Source organism: Ornithinimicrobium faecis (assembly GCF_023923225.1).
Lineage (GTDB): Bacteria > Actinomycetota > Actinomycetes > Actinomycetales > Dermatophilaceae > Ornithinicoccus > Ornithinicoccus faecis.
The window spans coordinates 1,347,859-1,372,016 of the sequence record NZ_CP099489.1 but is presented as its reverse complement, the minus strand read 5'-3'; the positions used below and the strand labels follow the sequence as shown (position 1 = coordinate 1,372,016).

20 protein-coding genes are annotated in these 24,158 nt (G+C 69.0%); 4 read left to right on the top strand and 16 right to left on the bottom strand.

Annotated features, from left to right (window positions below):
- Positions 1-21: 21 nt before the first annotated feature.
- The 7 genes from NF556_RS06400 to NF556_RS06370 form a co-directional block, all read right to left on the bottom strand.
- Positions 22-2,019, bottom strand: coding sequence for a S9 family peptidase (locus tag NF556_RS06400; protein WP_252594655.1), 1,998 nt, complete (start codon positions 2,017-2,019; stop codon positions 22-24).
- 12 nt (positions 2,020-2,031) lie between these two features.
- Positions 2,032-3,762 (bottom strand): gamma-glutamyltransferase, encoded by a 1,731-nt coding sequence (locus NF556_RS06395; protein WP_252594654.1) that lies wholly within the window; start codon positions 3,760-3,762, stop codon positions 2,032-2,034.
- The gene (locus NF556_RS06390; protein WP_252594653.1) at positions 3,759-5,468 is read right to left on the bottom strand and encodes a DUF885 domain-containing protein; all 1,710 of its coding nucleotides are present in this window, start codon (positions 5,466-5,468) and stop codon (positions 3,759-3,761) included. Before NF556_RS06390 ends, NF556_RS06395 begins: the two co-directional genes overlap by 4 nt.
- Positions 5,465-6,712, bottom strand: a complete 1,248-nt coding sequence (locus tag NF556_RS06385; RefSeq protein WP_252594652.1) for an alpha/beta hydrolase family protein — start codon at positions 6,710-6,712, stop codon at positions 5,465-5,467. Before NF556_RS06385 ends, NF556_RS06390 begins: the two co-directional genes overlap by 4 nt.
- A complete protein-coding gene (locus tag NF556_RS06380) occupies positions 6,709-7,944 on the bottom strand; it encodes a metal-dependent hydrolase family protein (protein WP_252594651.1) in 1,236 nt (411 codons plus the stop codon). The genes NF556_RS06385 and NF556_RS06380 overlap by 4 nt, the downstream gene beginning before the upstream one ends.
- A gap of 169 nt (positions 7,945-8,113) precedes the next feature.
- Positions 8,114-9,592 (bottom strand): PH domain-containing protein, encoded by a 1,479-nt coding sequence (locus NF556_RS06375; RefSeq protein ID WP_252594650.1) that lies wholly within the window; start codon positions 9,590-9,592, stop codon positions 8,114-8,116.
- The gene (locus tag NF556_RS06370) at positions 9,589-10,110 is read right to left on the bottom strand and encodes a PH domain-containing protein (RefSeq protein WP_252594649.1); all 522 of its coding nucleotides are present in this window, start codon (positions 10,108-10,110) and stop codon (positions 9,589-9,591) included. The genes NF556_RS06375 and NF556_RS06370 overlap by 4 nt, the downstream gene beginning before the upstream one ends.
- A 246-nt stretch (positions 10,111-10,356) precedes the next feature.
- On the opposite strand from NF556_RS06370, the gene NF556_RS06365 reads away from it, so the two are divergent.
- Positions 10,357-10,776 (top strand): hypothetical protein, encoded by a 420-nt coding sequence (locus NF556_RS06365; RefSeq protein ID WP_252594648.1) that lies wholly within the window; start codon positions 10,357-10,359, stop codon positions 10,774-10,776.
- Between the two features lie 52 nt (positions 10,777-10,828).
- Here NF556_RS06365 and NF556_RS06360 read toward each other — a convergent pair whose 3' ends face one another.
- The 3 genes from NF556_RS06360 to NF556_RS06350 all read right to left on the bottom strand — a co-directional run bounded on the left by NF556_RS06360 (position 10,829) and on the right by NF556_RS06350 (position 13,477).
- Positions 10,829-11,815, bottom strand: coding sequence for a substrate-binding domain-containing protein (locus tag NF556_RS06360; RefSeq protein WP_252594647.1), 987 nt, complete (start codon positions 11,813-11,815; stop codon positions 10,829-10,831).
- Positions 11,812-13,161, bottom strand: a complete 1,350-nt coding sequence (gene fucP / locus NF556_RS06355) for an L-fucose:H+ symporter permease (protein ID WP_252594646.1) — start codon at positions 13,159-13,161, stop codon at positions 11,812-11,814. Before fucP ends, NF556_RS06360 begins: the two co-directional genes overlap by 4 nt.
- Before the next feature lie 121 nt (positions 13,162-13,282).
- Positions 13,283-13,477, bottom strand: a complete 195-nt coding sequence (locus tag NF556_RS06350; RefSeq protein ID WP_252594645.1) for a hypothetical protein — start codon at positions 13,475-13,477, stop codon at positions 13,283-13,285.
- A gap of 138 nt (positions 13,478-13,615) precedes the next feature.
- On the opposite strand from NF556_RS06350, the gene NF556_RS06345 reads away from it, so the two are divergent.
- On the top strand, positions 13,616-14,083 hold the full coding sequence (locus tag NF556_RS06345; protein ID WP_252594644.1) for a PPOX class F420-dependent oxidoreductase: 468 nt from the start codon (positions 13,616-13,618) through the stop codon (positions 14,081-14,083).
- 103 nt (positions 14,084-14,186) lie between these two features.
- Positions 14,187-15,791 (top strand): peptide chain release factor 3, encoded by a 1,605-nt coding sequence (locus NF556_RS06340; protein ID WP_252594643.1) that lies wholly within the window; start codon positions 14,187-14,189, stop codon positions 15,789-15,791.
- A gap of 78 nt (positions 15,792-15,869) precedes the next feature.
- Here NF556_RS06340 and NF556_RS06335 read toward each other — a convergent pair whose 3' ends face one another.
- Positions 15,870-16,721 carry a DNA-3-methyladenine glycosylase family protein gene (locus NF556_RS06335; protein ID WP_252594642.1) on the bottom strand — a complete coding sequence of 284 codons (852 nt, stop codon included), beginning with the start codon at positions 16,719-16,721 and terminating at the stop codon, positions 15,870-15,872.
- Between the two features lie 476 nt (positions 16,722-17,197).
- On the opposite strand from NF556_RS06335, the gene NF556_RS06330 reads away from it, so the two are divergent.
- The gene (locus tag NF556_RS06330) at positions 17,198-17,695 is read left to right on the top strand and encodes a helix-turn-helix transcriptional regulator (RefSeq protein WP_252594641.1); all 498 of its coding nucleotides are present in this window, start codon (positions 17,198-17,200) and stop codon (positions 17,693-17,695) included.
- A gap of 11 nt (positions 17,696-17,706) precedes the next feature.
- Here the strand turns inward: NF556_RS06330 and NF556_RS06325 are convergent, their stop codons facing one another.
- The 5 genes from NF556_RS06325 to NF556_RS06305 all read right to left on the bottom strand — a co-directional run bounded on the left by NF556_RS06325 (position 17,707) and on the right by NF556_RS06305 (position 24,062).
- Positions 17,707-18,090 (bottom strand): GntR family transcriptional regulator, encoded by a 384-nt coding sequence (locus NF556_RS06325; protein ID WP_252594640.1) that lies wholly within the window; start codon positions 18,088-18,090, stop codon positions 17,707-17,709.
- A gap of 66 nt (positions 18,091-18,156) precedes the next feature.
- Positions 18,157-19,965 (bottom strand): NAD(P)/FAD-dependent oxidoreductase, encoded by a 1,809-nt coding sequence (locus tag NF556_RS06320; protein ID WP_252594639.1) that lies wholly within the window; start codon positions 19,963-19,965, stop codon positions 18,157-18,159.
- Positions 19,966-20,128: 163 nt separating this feature from the next.
- Positions 20,129-21,136: an intradiol ring-cleavage dioxygenase gene (locus NF556_RS06315; RefSeq protein WP_252594638.1), complete on the bottom strand. Its 1,008-nt coding sequence runs from the start codon at positions 21,134-21,136 to the stop codon at positions 20,129-20,131.
- A 17-nt stretch (positions 21,137-21,153) separates the two neighbouring features.
- Positions 21,154-22,254, bottom strand: coding sequence for a maleylacetate reductase (locus tag NF556_RS06310; RefSeq protein WP_252594637.1), 1,101 nt, complete (start codon positions 22,252-22,254; stop codon positions 21,154-21,156).
- 8 nt (positions 22,255-22,262) lie between these two features.
- Positions 22,263-24,062 (bottom strand): FAD-dependent oxidoreductase, encoded by a 1,800-nt coding sequence (locus NF556_RS06305; protein ID WP_252594636.1) that lies wholly within the window; start codon positions 24,060-24,062, stop codon positions 22,263-22,265.
- Positions 24,063-24,158: the final 96 nt, after the last annotated feature.

Below are 24,158 nucleotides of genomic sequence, written 5' to 3'. Positions count from 1 at the left end.
CCCTGAGTCGCTCGAGTCGACTCAGGGGTGGCCGGCAGGCATGTAGCGCCCGAACCAGTCCAGCGTGCGGGTGAGGAAGTCGGCGAGGGCGGGGTGGGCGCGGACGCCGTGGCCCTCCTCGGGATAGATGACCAGCTCGGAGTCGACCCCGTGAGCTCGCAGCGCCTGGTGGAATTCGCGCGCCTGGCCCGGCGGCGTGCAGCGATCCAGCGCCCCGGCGACGTTGAGACATGGGGTGCGCACCGCGCTGGCCTGCAACGCGGGGCTGCGGGTGTGCGCCTGCCCGCCGGGTTGTTCGAGGCTGCCGTCCAGGAAGGACATCCCCCAGCCACCGATATTGCTGGTCAACGTCTGGCTATACCAGTTGGTGACCGGCGAGATCGGCACGGCAGCGGCGAAGCGCTGGTCCTGCGTGACCAGCCACGATGACATGAAGCCGCCATAGCTGCCGCCGATCAGCCCGACCCGGTCGGGGTCAACGAGACCCTGGTCGACGAGGGCGTCGATCCCGGAGAGGTAGTCGTGGGTGTCGGCACCGCCCATGTCGCCGACCACACGGCCCGCGAACTCCTGCCCGCGACCGCCGCTGCCACGCGGGTTGGGGTTGAGCACCGCATATCCTCGAGAGACCAGCAGTGGCACCCAGGCGTGCATCATCGACCAGATGTTGCGGAAGCCCCAGACCGGCCCGCCGTGGACGTTGACCACGAGCGGGAAGGGACCGTCTCCGGGAGGGATGCACAGCACGCCGTCGATCTCGAGCCCGTCGGGGGCAGACCAGGTCACCGGCCGGGCCGTGCCCGCCACGGACGAGAGGTAGTCGGTCCCCGGGTGTGCGACCGAGCCCAGCACGCGATGTTCCTGACCATCGGTGAGCACCACCTGGGGCGGCAGCTCGTAGGAGTCCTCGATGGCGACGACGCGACCGTCCGTGGTGAAGGTTGCGCTGGGATAACGGGCCTGTCCACCACAGGAGTTGGACCAGTCGATGACCTCCCGGGTCTGCCCAGTGGCGATGTCGATGATGCCAGCGACCGAGTTCAACCGCCGCTGGCCGACATAGCCGAGCCGGCCAGCGTCGATCCACTGCAGGCAGGTGACGTCGGTGCCGGCGGTCTTGATCAGTGTCTGTTCGCCGGAGCCGAGGTTGATGAGCGTGAGGTCACCGGCCACGATCCCGCGGTCGCTGCAGACGGCCTGGACGACCGCGACGTGCTTGCCGTCCGGCGATCCCGTGGGCAGGCCGAGCTGGACCTCGCTGCGCAGGAGCTCCTGCTCGCCGTCGTCGCTGGTGTCGCCGTCCGCCGACAGGACCCGGAGGGTGGCGGCATACCAGCTGTCCTCGCTGGGGTCATCGGAGGCGACGGTGACCACCCGGTCCGGGCCGCACCAGGTGGCCTCCCAGCAGTTCGTGCCCTCCGGGGAGATGCGGGTCAACTCGCCCGTCGCGATGGTGTGGGTCCACAGGCTGCGCCACGCGTCATCCCCCTCGCCGGTCTCGACCAGGGGCTGCCAGCTCTCCGCGGTCCGCGGCGTGGTCCCGATCGTGCCCGAGCCCTGTGCGCCGGCCAGGTCCGCACCCAGGCCCGCGACCCCGAGCAGGACGCGTCTGCCGTCCGGTGACCACTCCGCATACTCCACGGTGCCGGGCACCTCGGCGGTGGCGATGGCCTCGCCGAGCCGCTCCAGAAGAAGGTGCAGTTGCGAGACCCCGCGGGTGCGCCGGTCGGACAGGAAGGCCAGGGTTGAGCCGTCGGGCGAGAACCGGGCGCCGTGGGCTGATGATCCGGGCACCGACGAGACCTCCCGCAACTCGCCCTCCGTTGCGCGAAACAGTGCCGACCGTGGGAGGCCCAGCAGCTCGTCGTGGACCAGGCCGGTGACCACCGCTCGCTCCCCGTCACTGGTCGCGTGCAGTCCGCTCAGGGCATGGGGCCGGCCGAAGCCCGGCGAGTGGACCCTGCTCAGGTGCTCGGTGACCGCGGCAAACTCCGGCGAGTCGCGCAGATCTGCTGTCATGGTGTCTGCCTCCTAGAAAGCGACGGCGTCGCTGTTGTCCCGGTTGTGCGAGACCGCGTGGAGCTCCCCGGTGTCGGGGTCACGCTCGATCGCCACCCAATAGCCCTCTCCGCCGAAGCGCGCGTCCTGGGCCCCGAACTCCTGCCAGGCGATCCCCATCGCGTCGAGCACCGAGTGGTCGAAGCGACCCTGCGGGAAGCCCGCGGTCAGCTCGCCCGTCGCGGGGTCAGGGGTGGGCCCGAAGAAGTCAGCGGTGTTGGCCGTCTCCTCCAGCCCCAGTCCGAAGCCGGTGTAGTTGAGCAGCCCCTGGAAGGTCCGATGATGCAACCCCGCTCCCATCGAGGCGAAGCCCAGGACGGGAGCCCCATCCCGCAGCAGGATGCCTGTCTCGGTCGGGGCGGGCAGACGCTCGCCGGGCTCGACCCTGGCGATCTCGTGCTGCTGGTGGGCACCCGGGTCGCCGATCGTGATGCCGTCGACCATGATCGCGGTCTTGCCCCACAGCACGCAGTTGATCGAGTGGGTGATGGCGGCAATGTTGCCCTCGCCGTCGATCACCACGACGTCGTCGGAGTGCATGGGGGACGTGCGCTTCCAGTTGGCCAGCGGCGAGCCGTCCTTGATGCGCTCCCACAGCTGCTCGGCGTGCGCCGGGGTCACCCGTGATTCCGGCGTGAAGTCGACGCCGGGGAAGACCGCCTCAACGGTCTCCTGTGGCAGGTAGGAGGCGGCATAGACCGAGGTGATGTCCAGGGCCGTGCGCAGGGTCTGTGGCGACTCGGTCCAGTGCTCGCCGCCGAGCAGCCCGGCGGCCTCAGCCAGGTGCTGGGCCTCCACGAGGGCCAGGCCGCCCTTGTTCGGGTGTCCGGCGACGGCCACGGAATAGCCATTGGCGATCTCGGCCACCAACGGTTCGCCCCAGATGACGTCATAGGTGGAGAGATCCTCCAGGGTCATGTGACCGCCGTCTGCCTGCACCGCAGCTACGAGCTTCTCGGCCCACGGTCCGGCATACATGTAGTCCGCCCCCTCTGCGGCGACCTTGCGCAGGGTGTCGGCCAGTCGGGGCTGGTGCAGGATCTCACCGGTCTGGTAGCGCGACCCGTCGGGCTTGAGCATCGTCTCGCGGGTCTCGGGCAGACGAGCAAGATCCTCGCTGCGCATGGTGAAGGCCATGTCTGCCGACGAGCTGACCGGGACCCCGTCCTCGGCGAACTCGATGGCCGGCTGGAACAGCGCGGAGAAGGGCAGCCGGCCGAACCTGGCGTGCGCCGCCTCGACACCTTTCATGAAGCCGCCCACCAGAGCCGTCCGGCCACTCGGCTCGCCCAGCCCGCGCAGCGCCTCCGCGCTGCTGTAGTCAACCTTGCCAGGGATGGTGAGCGGGTCGTCCTCGCCCCGGACGGTGTTCCACTCCGCGTTCATCGTGTGAATGTCCCCGGAGCCGGCGTCGTAATAGACCAGCGACAGGATCCCGAAATAGCTGATGGGGGCGCCGGCGGTGAGCGCGACCTGCGCCAGCGCCGTGGTCATCGCGGCGTCGATGGCGTTGCCACCCTGCTTGAGGGCCTCCAGGCCAGCACGGGCAGCGAGCGGGCCGTGGGCCACGGTGACGGCTCCCTGATGTCCGCGAGCTGACGCTGCCTGCGTGCGGTCCGCGACCTGAGCGGCAGCGCACGCCTCGCGCTCGCCCTCACCCCAGGCGCGCGTCGTGAGGTCAACATCGGTGGGTGCACTGGTCATGGTGTCTCCTTGGTCTCCGGTTCATCGGCGTGGGTTGCGCTCCAGCGGGTGACCACGTCGGCCAGCTCGGAGAGCGGGACGGACCCACCACCGAGCACGGTGTCGTGGAATGCCTTGATGTCGAACCGTGCTCCGAGCTCGGCCTCGGCGGCCTTGCGGAGCCGGACGATCTCCAGCCGGCCAGTCATGTAGGCCAGGGCCTGCCCCGGCATGCTCGTGTAGCGGTCCACCTCGTTGATGATGTTGCCGCGGGTCAGGGCCGTGTTGTCCCACATGTAGTCGATCGCCTGCTGGCGGGACCAGCCCAGGGCATGGATGCCGGTGTCCACGACGAGCCGGGCGGCGCGCCAGGCGTCGAAGGAGACCATGCCGAAGCGCGCGAGATCGTCGGAGTAGATGCCCATCTCATCGCCGAGCCGCTCGGTGTAGAGACCCCACCCCTCGCCGAAGGCGGTGACATAGGCGAACCGCCGATAGGCAGGGAGCTCGGTCAGCTCCTGGGAGAGCGCGAACTGCAGGTGGTGGCCGGGGACCGTCTCGTGGAAGGTGAGCGTCTCCATCTCGTAGCGCGGCCTGGCCTCGGGGTGGGAGGTGTTCAACCAGCACCGCCCCGGTCGGGTGCCGTCGCCGGCTGGAGGTTGGTAATACCCGAGCGCGGAGGTCTCGGCCTCGGCCGCGTTCAGCGGCCCGATCTCACAGGCCGCCTGGTGCCAGCGGTTGAACCAGTCCGGCACGGCCTCCTCGGCACGACGCATCGCCTCGGAGGCCAGGTGCAGCATCTCCTCGCCCGAGGAGAAGCGCAGGCCAGGGTCTTCGCGCAGTCGGTGGGTGACCTCCGCGACGTCGCCGGTGCCGAGCACCCGTGAGCCCAGCTCGCTGAACTCGCCACGGAGCTTCTCAGCGATCGTCAGCCCGGTGGCGTGCAGCTCCTCGACAGTCCGGTCGGTGGTCGTGTGCTGCCGCACCAGTTTGGTGTAGGCCTCGTCTCCTCCCGGGAGGTAGGTCATGCCGCCTCGGTCGTCGGGGCGCGCCGCCGGCAGGACCTCCTCGGCCAGTGCCCGCCGGAGCCGCGCCATCGCCGGACGGACCGATCCCGTCACGCTCTCCTCGATCCGCGCCCGGCCTGCCTCGTCGGCAAGCTGGCCGAGCGGTTGCAGAAGCGGATCGGCGGCAACGCCGGCACCGAGATAGGCGTCCAGGGTGGACACCGTCGACTCGACGAGACGTCGATTGGCGACCAGGCCGTCGCGCACTCCCCGGCGCAGCGCGTCGATCGACTGATCGAGATAGCCGTCGAGCCGGGCGAGGCGCGCCTCGTAGTCCTGACCCCGCTGGGCGGAGTCCAGGGTGACCTTGGGGACCATTGCGAGCACGGCATACACCGGCCCGACCAGTCCACCGATCTGCCAGTCGCTCTCGCGGGACTCGACGGAGTCCACCACCGTCGAGGTGGTGTGCAGCAACAGTGAGCGCGAGGCCCGCTCCGTCGGGGTCAGCTCGTCGGGGGCCAGGGCACTGACCTGGTCCCGCAGCTGTGCCATCGTCCGGGCGAGGTCGGCGCGTCCCTGCTCAGAGACGTCCTGCACCTCGGCGTCGTGGCCGGGAAGACCGAAGACGGTCGCGGTGAATGGGTATGCCGCGGTGAAGGTGTCGAGGTAGTGGTCGCCGAGCTCGTCGACGGCGGGAATCTCGGGCTGGCTGCTCATGCGCCGCCCACCCCCTGCTCGCCCCGCGCCCAGTCCCGGATGGGACTGAGGTCGACCGGTGAGAGCTCGGGGAACTCGTGGAGCACGCTGGCAGGGAAGTCGCGGTCCTCCCCGCGGAGCGCCTGGTCGAGGAAGGCGCCGACGGTCGCGTTGAGCAGGTCGATGACCCGTTGGGACTCCACCGTGCCGCCGTCGGGAATGACCGTCGAGCGCTCGTCCTGCGGGAGCAGCACAAAGTCCGTCAGCTCCATGTGCGTGGCGGCTGCCACGCGCAGCCGGTGGACGTGCTCGTGCAGCCCGGCGCGGGTGTGCTCCTCGTAGAAGAATTCGTTGGTTTCCAGCAGTGTGGCTCCTGGCACTCCCACCGCGGCCAACGCAGCTGCGGCATCGGTCGAGACGTGCAGCAGTGGCACGCGCGCGTCCACCCCGAGCAGGTCGGACAGGAACTGGCCTCCGTCGAGGTTGACGGCGGCGCGCACCCGCTCGTCCACCTGGGCGGTCGAGGCTGCGGCCGCACCGCCGAACGACATCCCGACGACGCCGAGCGCGCCGAGATCGCTGCTGGTGACCAGGGCGCCGGCCTCGCCGTCGATCGAGTCCTGCTCGATCGCGTCGATCACCGCACGGTGGTCGTCCACCCACCGACGGGCCCACGGCCCCATGCCGAGGTCATCGAGCAGGCCGGGGGTCGCGGCGTGACGGTGCGCCACGTCACCGGTGAACTTGCCGATGTAGTCCGGGGTCCCGACGATCCCCAGGAATGCCTCCTGGAAGGCTTCGTCGTGACGGACGGTGCTGCCGTCCGCAAACTGGACCCCGCTGGACTCGCCGGGATGGGTGACGGACCACACGACATACCCATGGCTGGCCAGGTGCTCCATCAGCGGGGTGTTCTGCGAGACCCAGCTCGTCGCGCCGTGTGAAAAGACCACGGTGGGGAAGGTGCCGGGGGCGACTGGAGTGTCCGGCTGGGAGAACGTCTCCACCGCACCGAGCTGTCCGGCCCAGTCCGAGGGTGCCCCGGCGAGGCCGAGGCACCACTGGACGAGTTGAGCCTCCTCCCCGACCAGATAGGGCCGGCGCGCTCCCCCGTCCTCGGCCGCGGGATGCCAGGCGCGGACCATGATGCGTCGCCCCTCCGCATCCTCAGTGCGCAGGACGGGATAGGTGGTGTCGACCAGTTCGCCGTCACGCACACCGACGGGGAAGCTGCCGGTCGGTGGGCGGTAGGTCAGCGCGGTCACGGCCGCACGTCCTTGACCAGTGCGCCGGCCTGCACCACCAGAATCACCTGGTCGGGGTCGCCGAAGGCCGTGGGGTCGGCGAGCGGGTCCGTGGCCCAGGCCGTCAGGTCGGCCAGCTTGCCGACCTCGATGGTGCCGGTCTCCTCGCCCACGCCAAGGATGTCGGCGTTGACCCGGGTGGCCGACTCCAGCGCGAGCATCGGGGTCTCGACCTCGCTGCGCAGGGTGAGCTCCTTCCCGCGCAGCCCCTGCGCCGGACCGATGAGGTCCGAGCCCGAGCCGACCCGCACGCCGGCAGCACGCGATGCCCGCAGCCCCGCGACCTGCCCATCCAGGGCCGGTCCGATGCGGTCCCGGATCTCCGGGGGCAGACCCGCTGCGGCCGCGTCCTCGAGCAGTGCGTGGACCACGGCCAGGGTGGGCACGTGCGCGACCCCGTGCTGGGCCATCAGCGCCGCAGTCTCCTCATCGATCTCCGAGCCGTGCTCGACGCACTTCACACCGGCCAGGACGGCGTTGCGGATGCCGGCGTTGTTGTGGGCGTGCACCGTCACATAGGTGCCTCGCGCGCTCGCCTCCTCGACCGCCACGGCGATCTCCTCGACGGTGAACTGGGTGTCGGAGAGTTTGTCGTGGGTGGAGACGACGCCACCGGTGACGCACATCTTGATGAAGTCGGCACCCAGTCGGAAGGTCTCGCGGATGTTCTTGCGCATCTCGGCTGGGCCGTCCGACAGCAAGGACATGGCCCGCAGGCCCGGGATGGCGTGGTCGCCCCAGTCAGAGGTCGGCTCCCACTCCGCCGCGAGGTGCCCGTGCCCACCGGTCTGGCACTGCACCGGCCCGCACTGCAGGATGCGGGGGCCGCGCACCTTGCCCGAGGCCACGGCACGCGCCAGTCCCGCGTCGATGCCTCCGGTGTCCCGCACCGTGGTGAAGCCGGCGTCCAGGGTGCTGCTGCAGTTGGCAAACATGTCGGCCGCGAGCTCCGCGACGGAGAGCTCACGCCGCAGGCTCGGAGTGATCTCGCTGGACAGCCCGAAGTGCACGTGGGCATCGATCAGACCCGGCGTGATGGTGAGGCCGCCAGCGTCCAGCGTCTCGGCGTCTGGCGGTGCCTGCCCGAGGTCGGCGATCCGGCCGTCGACGACGTGGATGGCCACCCCCTCGGCAGGGTCTTGGCCGGTGCCGTCAACAACACGAGCTCCTACGATCCAATAGTCAGCAGTCATCGGTCCTCCAGGTTCGGCGGTGCGCACGAGACTAGGCGGCCTGAGGCGACTGGTGACGCGACAACCGGTGAAATTCGACGGCCCGTGCCCCTACAGCCGTTGCGCAGGACCTGCCGACGCCGCTGTGCGCCGGTGGTCAGGTGACCGGCGAGGTCGCAGTGGTCCCGGGTCAGCCGCCGACCCTGAGGTGATCCCAGACCGGGCTGGCGGTGTCCATCAACCGCTCGGCCTGCGCCTCCGAGGCATCCGGGAGCCGGAAGGCACCGGTGCCTCCTGCCGACGTGGCCACCAAGGTCACGATCCGGGCGGGCCGCTGGAACGGGCTCTGCCGCAGGTTCCAGCCGAGCAGTCCGTCGCGCTGCAGGACATCCGTGCGGCGCAGCAGTGAGCCTCTGCGCAGGACGACGTGGTCGTCGGTGGTGCGGTGACCCAACCCGCGGGTGTTGTCGTGGGCGACCCAGGCGCTCACGACTGCCGCCACGACGAGGGTCGCCGGCAGGATCCACGACAGCGAGGGCCACACCACCGCCGGGACGAGGGACACGAGCATGCAGCCCACGGTGGCCAGCCCTGCCCGCAGGAACCGGCGGCTTCGGGCCGCGGGTGGGTGCGACTGCAGGTCGTCCGACCAGTCGCTGCCGACCACGGTCTGCCCGACCGAGGTGATCAGCTCCCGTGGGGCGTTCGGGACGAGCGTGGGGCTCTGCCGGGTCCGCCCCGACTCCTCGGCCCCGGCCCGAACGCCGACCGCGATGATGTCGAGGCGCGCGGCGCCGACCCGGCGCAGGCCGGGCGGTTCGTGCACCCGGACGCCACGAATCCGGCGCCCGTCGAAGTGGGTGGCCCGGCCGATCAGCAACCCGCGGTGCAGGTCGAGCGATCCGTCCTGTTGGTGCTCCAGGCGATAGCCCCACCACGCCTCGACGTGTGTCACGAGACTGCTGATGACCCCGATGACCAGCGCGGCCACGGCCAGGGCGAGCGCCACCAGCCACCACGAGGTGTCTCCGACGACGTCGGTGACCCAGTCGAGCATCTCGGGCACCACGGCAAACCAGTCGGCGACCTGGAACGCGACGGCAAAGGCCAGCAGCCCGAAGACCGGTGTCAGGACGCTCACCGGGGCATAGCGCAGCAGCGACCAGTCGTGCGCGGCAAGGGTCGTGGTGTCGGCCGTGGCCCGCTCCCCCAGCAACTGCGAGCGCAACTCCTCGGCGTGCTCGCGGTCGAGGGTGACGAGACTGAACCGCGGACCGTCCGAGTCGCCGCTGGCCAGCCGGACCTCAGCGATGCCGAAGCGCCGCTGCACGAGGTCGGCCGCGACCTCGACGTTGCGGATGCGCTGTGTCGACAGTGCGGTGGTCGTGCTGCCGATGAAGTTGACGCGTCGCTCGACACGGTGCTCACCGACGCGATAGCGGGTCACCGCCAGCCGGACCGCCTCGAAGACCCCGACCGCCACGGAACCGACGACCGTGCCGCCCAGGCACCAGAGCAGGATCCAGCCGGTGCCCACCTGGGCGATCGTCAGGGCGAGGGCCACTGGCGCCGCAGCACCGATGAGGGACCCGGCCCCGAGGATCGTGCTGGCCCAGATGGTCCGTGAGTCCAGCCGCTGCCAGTCGTCGTGACCGCTCACCGCCGTCATGTCGCGTCCTGCTGGTCCGCCTCGGTGAGCAACGTGAAGCGGTCGACCATCGCCTCTGCCACGTCCGCATCAAGTGCTTGGATCTTCACCTCACCCTTGGCCGAGGCTGTCGTGACCGAGATCGTGGCCAGGCCGAAGCGCTGTTGCAGCGGTCCGCGGACCATGTCGACGGACTGCACCCGGGAGAGCGGGGCCGCCCGCCACTCGTGCCAGAACAGACCCGAGCGGCTGTAGAGCGCCTGGTCCGTCGCCTCCCAGCGGTGGATCGCCCACCGGACGCGCGGCACCACCACCATGGCCATGACAGACAGCACCGCCGCGACGATCGCCGGCGTGAGGAACCACCACCGGGCCGCCTCGATCGACAGCCCGAGCACGAAGAGCGGTCCCACAACGCAGACGGCGCTCACCACCACCTGGGCGAGCCACCAGCTCCGGCACCGCGGGTCGACCCTCTCGCGCGGTGGACGCAGCCCCGCGACCGCACTGTCCTCCCAGTCGTCACTGCGCGTGCTCATGATCTCCCCTGGACGTCGTTCCCCGTTGCCGCATCCACTCCAGCGTAGGGACGGTCGTCAGGGCGCACAGGATGCCGAAGGTTCCACTTTGCACAGGGGGCCCCGACGGAAGTAGGGCCTGCCTCCGACCTTCGTCTGCATTTCGCGCCGCTGACCTGGGGCGGAGCGTTAAATGACTCGCTCGGCGGCGTGCTCTCCTCCTAGCGTCCTCGGCACGTGAACACGACACCTTCAAGGAGAACTGCAATGACGCACAGCAATCGTCTCAAGAACGTGACCAGGGCAGGCCGGACGGTGGGGGTGCTGGCCGCCGGCTTGTTGGGAGCAGGACTGGTCGGCGCTCCGGCCGCATCGGCCACCTCGTCGGGGCCCGCCCCGGCGAAGTCTGTGGTCTGCACCGGCGACGACACCTTCGGGATCGGATGCTTCGACCCGGACGGGGACCACATCATCGTGGAGGACTTCGAGAGCGACGGGTGGCGGATCGAGGTGCACTGGGAGACCGACTACGGCCGGAATGGCGTCTGCGCGATCCCGACGGGGAAGGACTTCCGGGACTGCAACTACAACATGGCTGAGAACCACTTCATCTTCTTTGAAGTGCATGCCTTCAACGACAAGTTCGGTCTGCACGACGTGCTCGGGGCCGCGGAGGCACAGATCTGAGCCAGCACCCACCCCGGCCCGGGGGCCAATCGCGAGCCGTCGAGCTCGCTCGTCATCCCCAGCAGTTCCGCACGCCGAACGCGACGTCGCGGGACTCGACCCCCGGGGCGGGGTTGCCGGTGATCAGCACGATGCCGGTGTTGAGGAAACCCGTGGGGGCTGGGCCGCCGCGGGCGTGGTCGGCCAGCGCGGTCACTCCCTCGCGTGCCATGTTCTCCGGATACTGCTGCGCGGTGGCGTCAATGTCCCCCGGCCGCACGGCATCCTTGATCGCCTCACAGCCACCATCGACGGTCACCAGGATGACGTCCCCTTGGTCCCGGTCGACTTCCTCAAGCGCAACGACCGCCCCCAGGGCAGCCGGCTCGTTGACGGCATAGATCACGTTGATGCCAGGATCCTGGGCCAGCAGGTCGCGCATCGCGACCACCCCCAACTCCCGGTCTCCCTCAGTGTCCTGCGACCCGCTGATCTGCGGGTCATCCTCCTCGATCCCGAAACCAGCCAGAAAGCCGGCCCGGCGCTGCTCACCCGAGGCGATGCCCGGAGCGAGGTCCAGGATCGCGATCCTGGGCTCGAGTCCCATCTCCTCGGCCTTGGCCTTGGCATACTCCCCGACCAACTCGCCGGCCTCGTGGTTGTCGGTGGCAAAAACGGCATCCACCGCCGACTCGGGCTCGGTCGGGGTGTCCACGGCGATCACCGTGACACCCGCCTCCCGGGCGTCCTCGATGGCCGGCACCAGAGCCTCGGAGTCCGTGGGAGCGATGAGTATGCCGTCCGCCCCCTGGGCGGTCATCTCCTGCAAGGCCACGACCTGGGAGTCCACATCCACGTCACTCGTGCCGGTGGCGGTGAGTAAATCGACGTTCTCCTCTCCAGCCGTCTCCTCGGCAACCTGCCGCATCGTCACCCAGTAGGGGTTGTCCTCCTGCTTGGTGATCAGCCCGACGGTGACGTCCGGGTCCTCCCCCGCACACCCGGTGAGCATCAAGCCGGTGGTCAGGGCCGCGGCCGCGGCCAGGCTGCGGACGCTCATGATGTCTCCTCAGCCACAGCCGGAAGCTGCGGGCGGTCACGCAGCTCGAATACGGCATACGCGGCGACCATGGCCAGGCACGCTGCGGGGACGATGAAGCCAAAGGCCGTGTCGCCCACGCCGTCCATGACGGCGCCCTGGACCAGCGGGAGGATCGCCCCTCCAAGGATCGCCATGACCAGGCCTGCCGCGCCGAACTTCGCGTCCTCACCCAGGCCCTCCAGGGCCAGGCCATAGATCGTGGGAAACATCAGCGACAACGACGCCGAGATCGCCACGACCGCGATAAGCCCGACCATGTTGAGTGAGTACATGGCGATCAGGCAGCAGATGACACCGAACACGGCCATGAGCAATAGCAGCCTGGCGGGGCGGAAGATCCCGAGCAGATAGACCATGGCAAATCGGGCGATGAGGAACAGGATGAGGCTGGCCTGCAGATACCAACCGGAGGCGCTGGAGGAGACGCCGACGACATCCAGTGCATAGATGATCGTGAAGGTCCACACGCAGGTCTGTGCCGCGACATTGAAGAACTGGGCGACGACGCCGAAGCGATAACGGCGGTTGCGCCAGAGCCGGCCCGCGACGCGACTGCTGTCCCCGCCACCCACGGCGGTGTCGGCGAGCGCCGCCTGCTGACCGGGCAGGTCGGGCATCTTGCGGAAGGCCAGGAGCAGCCACAGGACCACCAGCACTGCGGCGATGCCAAGATAGGGGCGCAGCACCAGGAAGAGGTCGGCCTGTTGGCTGGCACGCAACTCCTCGGACGACATGATCGTCTTGGCCGCCTCGGAGGTCAGCCCCGGCAGGATCAGCAGGGCGCCCAGCAGCACGCCGATGTTCGCACCGACCGGGTTGAATGCCTGTGCCAGGTTGAGCCGTCGGGTGGCGGTGGCTTCCGAGCCCATCGCGATGATCAGGGGGTTCGCGGAGGTCTCCAAGATGGACAGCCCCGCCGCCAGCACGAACAAGGCGATGAGGAAGGCCTCATAGACCAGCATTTGGCTGGCCGGGAAGAACAGAATCCCGCCGAGGGCGGCCAGGCCCAGCCCGGTCAGCATGCCGACCTTGAAGCCGAACCGGCTGTTGATGAACGCGGCGGGCAGCGCCAGCAGGAAGTATGCGCCGTAGTAGGCCGACTGCACCAGTGAGGACTGCACGTTCGACATGTCGAAGATGGTGCGGAAGACGCCGACCAGGACGTCCGTCAGATTGGCTGCCGCTCCCCAAGCTGCGAAGCACGCGACGACGAGGATGAACGGGACGAGCAGGGCGGGCTCGACGAGGCGGGGCCGACCGGAGGCGGCACGACCCTGACGCTCGATGCTCGGCGATGTGCTCACCCGTTGGCCCCCAGACGTCGGTGTCAGTTGCGAGGAGCCCCAAAGTACACCGCTGTCGGAGCGTTGTCTCGCGCTCCAAGGACGTGCGGCTCGTGGTGGGCTGTGCGTGCCCGCGGGTGGATCAGCGGCTGGCGTCGCGCGAGGTCACGGTCAGGCTGACGCCGCGGGAGGCGGGGTAGGACGCGATCTGGCGGGCGACCCGGCGACGCTCGGCACGCTCGGGGTCCTGCTGGCGGCGGGCGCGCAGGGTGCGGGAGACAGCACCAAGGCCGAAGACGGTGGCGACAGTGTGGGGGGTGCGAGTCGTCGTGGTCATGCCAATATTCTCTCGCGACCTGGGTATATGCGTCCAATGAGTGGAATGTATTCAACTCATGCGCCCCAATCATGCTACCTGCCTAGGCTGGTGATGCTCGCGGGAACGCACCCCAGCGCGGGCTGAGAGACTGAGGTCATGGCGAAGACGATCGCGACAACGACTGAGGTCGACCTCGACGGGCTGCTGGAGTTCGTGCGCCCCCGGCACAGCTTCGTGCTCATCACGCAGCGCGGCGACGGCAGCCCTCAGGCCTCCCCCGTGACCGGCGGTGTCGACGAGCAGGGGCGTCTGGTGATCTCGACCTATCCAGATCGCGCCAAGACCAGCAACGCGCGGCGGCACCACACGGTCAGCGTCGTGGTGCTCTCTGACGAGTTCAACGGCCCCTGGGTGCAGGTCGACGGGGACTGCGAGGTCCTCGACATCCCGGAGTCGGTGGAGCCACTGGTCGACTACTTCCGCTCGATCTCCGGCGAGCACCCCGATTGGGACGAATACCGCGAGGCCATGGTGGCGCAGGGCAAGTCTCTGCTGCGCATCACCCCGACCCGGTGGTCACCGATCGCCACTGGCGGTTTCCCCGCACGCCTGGCTGACGACTGACGCGAGCCACCCAGCACACCTTCACCAACCTGGCCAACCGCCGGCTCGCCAGGGATGGACCACCACCAATCTGGCCGCCGCACTTGCGGCCACAGGAGAGCGCATGAGTTCAACCCCCGATCCTGATGTGGCCGGGCAGGCCCCACGCCGCCGCACCTTCGCGGTGATCTCCCACCCCGACGCGGGCAAGTCGACCCTGACCGAGGCCCTGGCGCTGCACGCTCACGCCATCGCCGAGGCGGGCTCCGTGCACGGCAAGGGCACGCGCCGGGGCGTGGTCTCGGACTGGCTGGACATGGAGCAGGCCCGCGGCATCTCCATCACCTCCGCAGTGCTCCAGCTCAAAGTCGATGACGTGGTCATCAACCTGTTGGACACCCCTGGGCACGCCGACTTCTCCGAGGACACCTATCGGGTGCTGTCCGCGGTCGACTGCGCGGTCATGCTCCTGGACGCCGCCAAGGGCCTGGAGCCGCAGACGCTCAAACTGTTCGAGGCCTGTCGTGTCAGGGGCACCCCGGTGATCACGGTGATCAACAAGTGGGACCGCCCCGGGCAGGAGCCGTTGGCGCTGCTGGACGAGATTGCTGACCGGCTCGGGATTCGACCGACCCCGTTGAACTGGCCGGTCGGGATCGCCGGCGACTTCCGCGGCGTGATCGACTCCGACACTGGTGGCATGACCCAGTTCAGCCGCACGCCCGGTGGGGCCACCCTGGCCGGACGCGAGCGGATCGATGCGCAGGAGGCCGCCCACCGGCATGGACCCGACTGGCAGACGGCCGTGGAGGAGCTGGAGCTGCTCACCTCCTCGGGGCAGACCCACGACCACGACGAGTTCCTCGCCGCCCGCAGCACGCCGGTGCTGTTCACAGCCGCAGTCCTCAACTTCGGGGTGGCCGAGCTCCTCGAGACCGTCAAACAGCTGGCACCACGGCCGCAGCCGTGGACCGACGTGGACGGCCAACCCCGCCTGGTCGACGCCCCGTTCTCCGGCTTCGTCTTCAAGGTGCAGACCGGGATGGACCGCTCGCACCGTGACCGCGTGGCGTTCATGCGGGTGTGCTCGGGCCGCTTCGAGCGGGGCATGGTGCTGGCCCACGCCGCGACGGGCCGGCCGTTCCAGACCAAATACGCCCAGTCCGTCTTCGGCCGCGAGCGCGAGACGATCGATGAGGCCTATCCCGGAGACGTCGTCGGCCTCGTCAACGCCCACGCCCTGCACGTGGGTGACACCCTCCACGACGGACCCGCGGTGCGCTACCCGCCCCTGCCCCGGTTCGCGCCCGAACACTTCGCGGTCGTGCGGTCCCGTGACACCAGCCGGACCAAGCAGTTCCGGCGCGGGATCGACATGCTCGACCAGGAGGGCGTGGTGCAGGTCCTCGTCTCTGACCGTCGCGGCGCCCAGGCCCCCGTCCTCGCGGCTGTTGGCCCCATGCAGTTCGACGTCGCCACTCACCGCCTCGAGCAGGAGTTCGGCGCCCAGACCCTGTTAGAACCCCTCGGATACGGCTTGGCCCGTCGAACCACCACCGCTGCCACGCCCGTCATCGACGGCAAGCAAGGGGCCGAGGTGCTGCGCCGCACCGACGGCACCCTGGTCGCCCTGTTCACGAACAAGTGGCGCATGAGCACCGTGGCCTCCGAGTTGCCGGAGGGCAGCCTGTTGCCCATGTTTGGCGCTGACGATCACGAGATCTCGTGACGCCGAACAAGCACCGATCAGGTATGCCGTTGCACTGGTCGAGCGGACCACGTCAAGATCGGCGACGGTCGGGTTCGGTCAACTGATCTCACCGGTGCGTTGCTCGCGCAGACAGCGCAGGTGCACACAGGCCCAGGTCCGCAGCGGACGCCAGGCCTCAGCGATCTGCGGCAGGTTGGCATCTGCTCCATAGTGCTCGGCAACCTCAGCATCGAGGCGTCGCTCGTGGGTCGGCAGCGCGTCGGGCACGTTCGCACCGCGGAGGACGACAAGCTCGGCGGCGAACGGGCCGAGTCCCTTGATCTCCTGCACCTGGGCCACGGCCTCCTCCGGAGCCACCGCTCGCAGCGACACCCCGTTGAGCAGGCCATCGAGGGCGGCCTCGGCGACCGCCCGCAGATACTCCGGCTTGCGGCCGGGCAGATCAAGCTCGGCCGCCAGCAGTGATGTCGGAGTGGGGAAAGCTCCGCCCTCCCCCAGGTCACGCACCAGGTCGGACCTGAGCCGCGCGGCCTGTGTGATCCGCACCCGCTGGGACAACACCGCCCAGGCCGCCGCCTCATAGGGCGAGTGGAAACCGCACGGCCGCAGTCCGGGAAGCAGTCGCTGGGCCCGACCAATCACGGGGTCACGCTGTCCGATCGCCGGCCAGTCACTGGCGTCGACATCCAGGGCCAGGAATCGGCATACCTGCGCGGCCGCAGCACTCAGATCACCCTCGCCCTCCACACGCAGGACAGCCTGGGCGCCCTCCTGGCTCACGGTGACCGTGGCAGGGCGCCAGTCCCCCTCGGTCAGGAAGGTCGTGCGCAGCACGGAGTCGTCCGCTCCCGGCGGCAGTGCCGCGGGAGCGAAACCCTCCCAGAACGTCCTGCTTGTCGCGAGCGACCACGGCCCCCGCACCTCAACCACATCGTCATGCACAGTCATGTCCACTCCCCTGTCGGTTGGCTGATTGTGCACGCTAGTTGCGACGCCTGACATGAGCGGCTCGCGGTGTCAGACCCCGGTGGCAACATCACCTCCCTGACGTCCTATGGGGGAATGATGCCTGACGACTGGCTAAGACCGTCCGACCTGCGTGGAAGAGTCGACCCTCCGGTCTTCGACGCTGTCAAGTGGCTCCACGATGAGAAGCGCTGGAGGATCCGGAAGCAAGGGCACGGGTACCGCGTCTATTGTCCGTGCAGGCACGACGAAGGCGGCACCAGCGCAGCCGTGCCCGGGACCTCGAGTCGCCCGGAAGCAGCAGCACGACGTCTCCGGAGAAACGCAGAGCACTGCCCTGATGGGCACGCCCTGGTCAAGTAGCCATGGTCGCGAACGCTCCGTTTCCGATTGACAACACGGCATTCTGAGTGTCTACTTGGACGTACCGCACCCGCAGAAAGGCATCGGGCGACCTCATGATCGAGTATGAACTTATGTTCGTCATTGACCCCGTCGACGACGACACGGAACAGACCCTCATCGAGGAGCTCGGCGGCTTCATCGGCGGTCACGGTCGCACGGCACTGCTGACCGTGAGTTTCGAAGACACGAATGCCGTGGCCGCCGCTCAGGCGGCGGTGACGGGACTTCGACAGCACGGCGTTCGCGTGCGGCGTGTGTATGACGACCTCGTCACGCGTGCCCAGATCGCGGAGCGCACAGACATGACGCGCCAAGCTGTCGGACTCTGGGTGCGGCGCGAGCGCCAGACTGAAAGACCCTTCCCTGAGCCGTTCGTGCTGACCGGCGGCGGCCTCTGGCGGTGGGACGAGGTCAACACGTGGCTTCGGGACGCCCGCCTACCGCATGATGATGTCAGGCACCTCTCCGCTGGAGAGGTGGCACGGGTCAACGTTTGGATTGCCGACCGGGCCAGCAATGTTGCCCTGGTGGGCGGAAGAGCTGGCGCTTAACGCCACCCCGATCAGGCCCGCAGCGCTCGACGAACGATCGCGAGCGCCTCGGCAGGATCGAGGCCGAGGCCAGCGACGGTCCGGGCGTAGAGCGAGGCGGCCGCGTCGGCAGCCTCCTCCGGTCCGCTGCGTCCCATCACAAAGGTGCCTGCACGACCTCGACCCTCCACGAGGCCATCGGCCTCCAACTCTCGATAGGCGCGGGCCACCGTGTTGGCGGCGATCCCCAGGTCCCCGGCGAGTTGGCGCACGGTGGGCAGACGGTCGCCAGCCTTGAGGGCACCGCTGGCGACCTGGTTGGCGATCTGGGTCCGCAACTGGGCGAAAGGCGGCTCGCTCGAGGCAGGGTCAACCGCCAGCGTGGTCAGCTGCGCTCCGGTGTCGTCAGGCACCACCTAGGCCTCCTTGCGTTGCCACAAACCTAGGCGGGCACCTCGGTCTGCGTCAACACACTGGACCTGTCACACCAGCGACGAGTCCCGAGCCTCCTCCAGCCGATAGGTCGGGGTGGGCATGCCCTCCATCCGAGCCTTCAACTGCAGGGCGAGATAGCGCGAGTAGGAACGGGCGTGCGCGATCAGGGCTCCGTGGAACCACAGCCCCTCCTGGTCCACCGGCTTCCACATGTTGCGGATCTCGCCCTCCCACGGGCCAGGGTCGGTGCCCTCCCCGGATCCGATGCCCGAGATCTCCCCGAGGCGCTCGGCCACCTCGGGAGAGATGAGGTCGGCGATCGCCCCCTTCATGGAGGTGAAGCCGGTGGCATAGATGATCGCGTCGGCGTCGAGCTCGCGACCGTCCTCCAGGATCACGCTGCGCTCGCGCAGCTCCTTGACACCAGAACCGCTGGCGACCTTGAGCCGGCCGTCGATGATCATCTGAGCCGCGCCCACGTCGATGTAGTAGTTGTTCACGCCGGTGATGGCCCGAGCAAACAGCCCGCCATCCCTGGGCCCGAAGTCGAGCAGGAAGCCGGAGTTGCCGAGCTCCTCATAGAACTCGGCGTCGATCTCGCGGATCTTGTCGACGCCAGCCTTCTGGACGTCAAAGAACAGCGCATAAGGAAACGACGCGGCCAGGATGTCGCCCTTCTCCGGCGTGACCCCGTTCGCGGCTGCTTCCTGCGAATACAACGCCCCCAGGACGTGCTTGTTGAAGCTGTCGGGCTTGACCACATAGGTCGGCGAGCGCTGGATCATGGTCACGTCGACATCGCGGGCAGCCAGGGCCGCGGCAATGTCGTGGGCCGAGGTGCCCGAGCCGACGACCACGACCTTCTTGCCCTCCAACCCGTCCGGGCCAGGGTGCTCAGATGAGTGCTGCTGGATCCCCTCAAACACATCACGCCCGGGCAGGTCCGGGATCGTGGGCCGGGCGTGAGAGCCGGTCGACATCACGAGCTGCTTGGGGCGCAGAGTGACCTTCTCACCGTGCCGCTCGACCTCGACCTCCCAGGTCGAGGTCTCCTCGTCGAAGCGCGCACTCGTGGCCTCGGCGCCGCCCCAGAAGTTGAGCTCCATGACGTTGGTGTAGGACTCGAGCCAGTCGGCGAACTTGTCCTTGTTCATGTAGATCGGCCAGTTGTCCGGGAAGGACAAATAGGGCAGCTCGTTCTCCCAGATCGGGTTGTGCAGCTGCAGGGTCTTGTAGCGCTTGCGCCAGTTGTCCCCCGCCCGCTCGTTCTTCTCCACGATCAGCGCGGGCACACCGAGCTGGCGCAACCGGGCGGCCAGGATGATCCCGGAGTGTCCGCCGCCGACGATGAGCACATACGGCTGCTGCGTGACCCCGAGCTCGGCGCGCTCGGCGTCGCGGCGGTCGGTCCACGTGGGCTCCCCGATCTGCTCGTCCTGGACCAGCCCGAGCGGGCGGGACAGCGAGCCGGGCTCCTCGTGGCCCTTGAGGTCCTGCGCGGTGGTGAGCAGCGTCCAGATCTTGCCGTCCCTGAGGCGGACATAGCCATAGCCGTGGGCCACGCTCGTGCTGAAGCGGATGAAGCCCTCAGTGACCCCGCCGTCACGCCGAGCCGGCACCGCGTCATCGGGAGCCCAGTCGTCCGGCTGCACATCCTCGAGCCGCTCACGCAACATGTCCGCGATGGCATCCTGGCCCTCGAGCGTGATCATGTTCCAGGTGAAGGAGACGAAGTCACGCCAATAGCAGTCCTCCGCAAAGAACGTCAGGGCGCGGTCCACGTCCCGTGCCGCGAGCGCCTCGCCCAGGCCCGTCAAGACGTCCTGGATCTCGTCAGCTGCCGATGTGTCCTGCATGTCGGGCCTTCCTCTCGCCAATGTCCTGCCGTCATCTCAGTGAAGTCGCCGGCGTCCAACGCGCGGTCGACGCCAGCAAATCTGTCCGCCCTGGCACAGCGCGGCGTCTGCCTCAGACAAGCCCTGCGCCCGCGCCCCTTGTCTGAGGCGGACATCCGGCCGCCTAGCCCTCCTGCTGCACCGCGACCCAGTGCACGTCCTCGCCGTCAACCTCCTGCGCGGGCGCCAGCACGATGTCGAACCGGACGGTGGCCCAGTCGCCCTCGACGACCCGACCGTCCGGGGTCGGCGTCCCGGCGGGCTGGACGGCAAAGTCCTTGATCAGCGACTCCTTGACGCCAAAGACGGAGTCGCGCCCGAGATAGTCGCAGCCGTCGACGAAGATGTGCGTCACCAGGGTGCGCTGCCCCTCGGCAGTGACCATGAAGTGCAGGTGCGAGGTGCGCATCGGGGAGCGACCCACCGCCTGCAGCATCTTGCCGACCGGCCCGTCATAGGGGATCGGATAGGGCGTCGGCGTGATCCCCCAGAACCGATAGGTCCCGTCGTCCTCGCTGAACAGGTGCGCCCGGGCGGCGGTGCGCCCGTCGCCATACTGCACGTCATAGAAGCCGTCCTCGTCGGCCTCCCACACCTCGATGCGGGCGCCGGGGACCGGGTTGCCGTCCGCGTCGGTGACCCGACCCTCCACCCAGCACGGCTGCCCGGCCGCACCGAAGGCCATGTCCTCCCCGTTCGCGATCTCGGGTGCGCCCTCGACGAAGAACGGCCCGAAGACGGTCGCCTCGGTCGCGTCCCCGTGCGCCTCGTTGTTGATGGCGATCGTCTGCATCGACAGCCCGAGCGTGTCGGAGAGCAGGACGAACTCCTGGCGGGTGTCGGTGGTGATGTGCCCGGCCGCGGTCAGGAACTCGATGGCCGCGCCCCACTCCTGCTCGGTCAGGCGCACCTCGCGAGCAAACGCGTGCACGTGCCGCGTCAGGGCCTGCATGATCTGCTTCAGCCGCGCCGACTCCGCACCGTCGAAACTGGCGACCACCTCCTCCACCAGGGCCTGCTCGCGGGCGGCCTGCTCGGCCGAGACGGTGATGGTGCGGGTGCCGTCGTCACCGGCGGTCTTCTCTGGGGGCAACGGCTGGGGGTATGCCGTGGGGCTAGCTTGCTCAGTCATCTCGACTCCTTCGTCGGTCACGGGTGGCGGTGCAGGGTTGGTGTGTCGCCCGCCCAGGCGGAGCGGAGCAGCCCGGTCAGGGATGCCTGCGTCACCGGGACGGGGTTGGACTCGGGGATCTTGGGCAGGGACCGCTGGACGGCGTCGGGCAGGTCACCCTCGGCCAGACCGACCTCGGCCAGGCTGCGGGGCGCGTCCAGCGCCACCCGCAACTCCTCGAGGGCGTCGACCGCTGCCTGCGCCGGGTCGGCCTCGACCTGGGTCGGCGTGGCCCCCAGGGCCAGCGCCAGACGGCCCGCCTCGGCCGGGACGGCGGCGGCGTTGTGCGCCAGGACGTAGGGCAGCACCACCGCGTGCGTCGGGGCGTGCGGCAGGTCGTAGGCCCCGCCGAGGACGTGGCAGATCTTGTGGTGCATGCCCGAGCCGGCCGAGGCAAACGCCACCGCCGACAGATAGGCGCCATAGAGGCACTGCTCCCGGCCGACCAGGTCCTGCGGGTCGGCGACGACCGCGGGCAGCCCGAGCGCCAGAGCGCGGGCACCCTCCAGCGCCATCGCCAGGTTGATCGGGTCAGCGCGCGGGGCCCACAACGAGTCCACGCAGTGCGCCAGGCCGTTCAGACCGGACGCGACGGTCAGGTCGACCGGCAGGGAGGTGGTCAGCTCGGCGTCATAGATCACGGTCGTGGGCAGCACCCGCGGGTCGGCCCCCGTGGTCTTGGTGCCGTCCTCTGTCAGCCCCCAGACGTTGGTGGCCTCCGAGCCGGCATAGGTCGTCGGCACGGCGATGATCGTGACATCGACCTCCATCGCGACCGCCTTGGCCAGCCCGGTGGTCGAGCCACCGCCGACGCTGACGACGAGGTCGATCCCGGCCTCCCTCGCGGCGGCCCGGGCACGCTGCGCCAGCTCCAGCGGGACGTGCTGGCGCACCTCGCCCCAGCGCAGCTCCACCGACTGATCGGCCACCACCTGGTCCGCCAGCGCGGCCTCGTGCTCACCGGCGATGACCATCACGCGGCGTCCGCCGAGCCGCTCGATCTCCGCGGCGAGAGCCGCGCTCGCCTGCCCCGACCCCAGGATGACCCGCTGGGCGAGGGAGTCGTGAGTGAACGGCATACGGGTGCTCACTTGTCCTGGTGGAGCAACTGGGCCAGCGCGTCGCGCAGCGCCCCGGAGGGGTCGTCGGGCAGCGAGGCCGAGCGCCAGCCGACGTGGGTGTCGGGGCGCACGAGCACGGCACCGTCCTCGTCCACCTCGCGCAGCTTCATCCAGTCAAAATAGAGGTCCTGGATCTCCTCGCCCGGCCCGATCACGACGGCCTGCAGCGCCACCCCGAGCTCGGCGGCGACCTGCTCTGCGGCCTGCACCCAGGCCTTGCCGGTCTTGCCGGTGAACAGGGTGAACTGGCCATAGGGCGCGAGGTCGTGGGTGGACACCTTGGTGGCCGACGAGCCGACCCAGGCGTGCGGGAGTCGGACCCCCGGCGTGGTGTGCGGCTCGTAGTAGAGCTGCGGATCCCGTTGCGGCGCTGGCAGGCTCGTGCCGTCGGAGACGATGGCCGAGGATCCGGCATAGTTCTGACCCAGCTCAACACCGTGGGCGTTGAACTCGTAGTTCTTGATCTCGAAGGCCTCGGCGAGCGCCTGCCGTTTGGCCGCGCCCGCCGTGGTGTCGGCCTTGAGCTCGTCCAGGGCCGCCTGGACCTCCTCGACGTTGCGGGCCGCCGTCATGCCCAGCGCGTCAAAGATGCCGCCAAACTCGCGCGAGGACTGGTTGGCCCGGGTCACGATCTGTTCGGCGACCGGGGCGCGCTCGACCGAGTAGGTGTCGAGCAGGCCCTCCCCCGCCCGGCCGCTCAGCACGGCGGCGATCTTCCAGGCCAGGTTGTAGGAGTCCTGCACGGAGGTGTTGGAGCCCAGGCCGTTGCTCGGCGGGTGCCGGTGCGCAGCGTCGCCCGCGATGAAGACCCGGCCCTTCTGCAGGTGGGTGGCATACATCTCGTTGTTGCCCCAGAGGCTGTAACCGAGGATCTCCACGTCGATGTCGTCGCGGCCCATCATGGAGTGCACGATCTCCAGCGCCTTGGCCTCGTCCATCTCCGGCGGTGGCTGGTTGATGTCATAGCCCCAGACGATGAGCCACTCGTCCCACATGCGGACCATGCGGAACAGGCCGGCGCCGATCCCGCCGATGTTGGAGCCGGGCTGGACGACCCAATAGAGGACCGAGGGTCGGTGGCCCACCAGCTCGGTCAGCTCTGCCTTGAAGGTGATGTTCATCGAGCCGGCGATGTCCATCGCGCCCTCAAAGGGCAGCTCGAGCTCCTGGGCGATCTTGGAGCGGGCCCCGTCGGCGCCGATCAGGTATTTGCAGCGGATCTGGTAGGTCCGCCCGTCCAGGCGGTCGAGCACGTCGACGGTGACGCCGTTGTCGTCCTGGGTGTGGCCCAGGTATTCGGTCGAGAAGCGCGAGTGCGTGCCGCGGACCGTGGCGTTCTTGACCAGGATCGGCTCGAGATAGGTCTGAGGGATGTCGCAGTTCAGGGACGGGGAGGCCTTGACGTAGTCGCCCTCGCGGTCGGGCGAGGTCCCCCACGTCTGGATCCGGCCCAGCTCGTCGCCGGCGATCGAGGTGCAAAAGACCGTGTCGCCCATCAGGTGGTGCGGCGTCGCGTCCGCCAGCACCTGGTCCTCGATGCCCATGTCACGGAAGATCTCCATGGACCGCTGGTTGGTGATGTGCGCCCGGGGAGTGTTGGCCGTCCAGCGATATTTCGTGACCATGATGTTGCTGACCCCGAGGGTGGACAGGAACAGCGCGGCAGACGCCCCGGCCGGGCCGGACCCGACGATGACGACGTCGGTCTCCACGAGATCGGCCTGCGGCACCTCGGTCTCGGTGATGCCGTCGTTGAACTCAGCCATGGGCCGTTCCTCTCGTCGGTGATGAGAGTTCCCACTCTGCGCGGCGCGAGGGCAATCAACAACTACCGATCACAGGCGTCATCCATATGCTGTGTG

What these genes read in the sequence shown, in the direction of transcription:
- NF556_RS06330 (WP_252594641.1), top strand. Translation starts at nt 17,198, where the DNA reads ATGATCGAGTATGAACTTATGTTCGTCATTGACCCCGTCGACGACGAC.
- NF556_RS06315 (WP_252594638.1), bottom strand. Translation starts at nt 21,136, where the DNA reads ATGACTGAGCAAGCTAGCCCCACGGCATACCCCCAGCCGTTGCCCCCA.
- NF556_RS06370 (WP_252594649.1), bottom strand. Translation starts at nt 10,110, where the DNA reads ATGAGCACGCGCAGTGACGACTGGGAGGACAGTGCGGTCGCGGGGCTG.
- NF556_RS06335 (WP_252594642.1), bottom strand. Translation starts at nt 16,721, where the DNA reads ATGACTGTGCATGACGATGTGGTTGAGGTGCGGGGGCCGTGGTCGCTC.
- NF556_RS06310 (WP_252594637.1), bottom strand. Translation starts at nt 22,254, where the DNA reads ATGCCGTTCACTCACGACTCCCTCGCCCAGCGGGTCATCCTGGGGTCG.
- NF556_RS06375 (WP_252594650.1), bottom strand. Translation starts at nt 9,592, where the DNA reads ATGACGGCGGTGAGCGGTCACGACGACTGGCAGCGGCTGGACTCACGG.
- NF556_RS06320 (WP_252594639.1), bottom strand. Translation starts at nt 19,965, where the DNA reads ATGCAGGACACATCGGCAGCTGACGAGATCCAGGACGTCTTGACGGGC.
- NF556_RS06400 (WP_252594655.1), bottom strand. Translation starts at nt 2,019, where the DNA reads ATGACAGCAGATCTGCGCGACTCGCCGGAGTTTGCCGCGGTCACCGAG.
- NF556_RS06360 (WP_252594647.1), bottom strand. Translation starts at nt 11,815, where the DNA reads ATGAGCGTCCGCAGCCTGGCCGCGGCCGCGGCCCTGACCACCGGCTTG.
- NF556_RS06305 (WP_252594636.1), bottom strand. Translation starts at nt 24,062, where the DNA reads ATGGCTGAGTTCAACGACGGCATCACCGAGACCGAGGTGCCGCAGGCC.
- NF556_RS06345 (WP_252594644.1), top strand. Translation starts at nt 13,616, where the DNA reads ATGGCGAAGACGATCGCGACAACGACTGAGGTCGACCTCGACGGGCTG.
- NF556_RS06365 (WP_252594648.1), top strand. Translation starts at nt 10,357, where the DNA reads ATGACGCACAGCAATCGTCTCAAGAACGTGACCAGGGCAGGCCGGACG.
- NF556_RS06380 (WP_252594651.1), bottom strand. Translation starts at nt 7,944, where the DNA reads ATGACTGCTGACTATTGGATCGTAGGAGCTCGTGTTGTTGACGGCACC.
- NF556_RS06350 (WP_252594645.1), bottom strand. Translation starts at nt 13,477, where the DNA reads ATGACCACGACGACTCGCACCCCCCACACTGTCGCCACCGTCTTCGGC.
- NF556_RS06340 (WP_252594643.1), top strand. Translation starts at nt 14,187, where the DNA reads ATGAGTTCAACCCCCGATCCTGATGTGGCCGGGCAGGCCCCACGCCGC.
- NF556_RS06390 (WP_252594653.1), bottom strand. Translation starts at nt 5,468, where the DNA reads ATGAGCAGCCAGCCCGAGATTCCCGCCGTCGACGAGCTCGGCGACCAC.
- NF556_RS06395 (WP_252594654.1), bottom strand. Translation starts at nt 3,762, where the DNA reads ATGACCAGTGCACCCACCGATGTTGACCTCACGACGCGCGCCTGGGGT.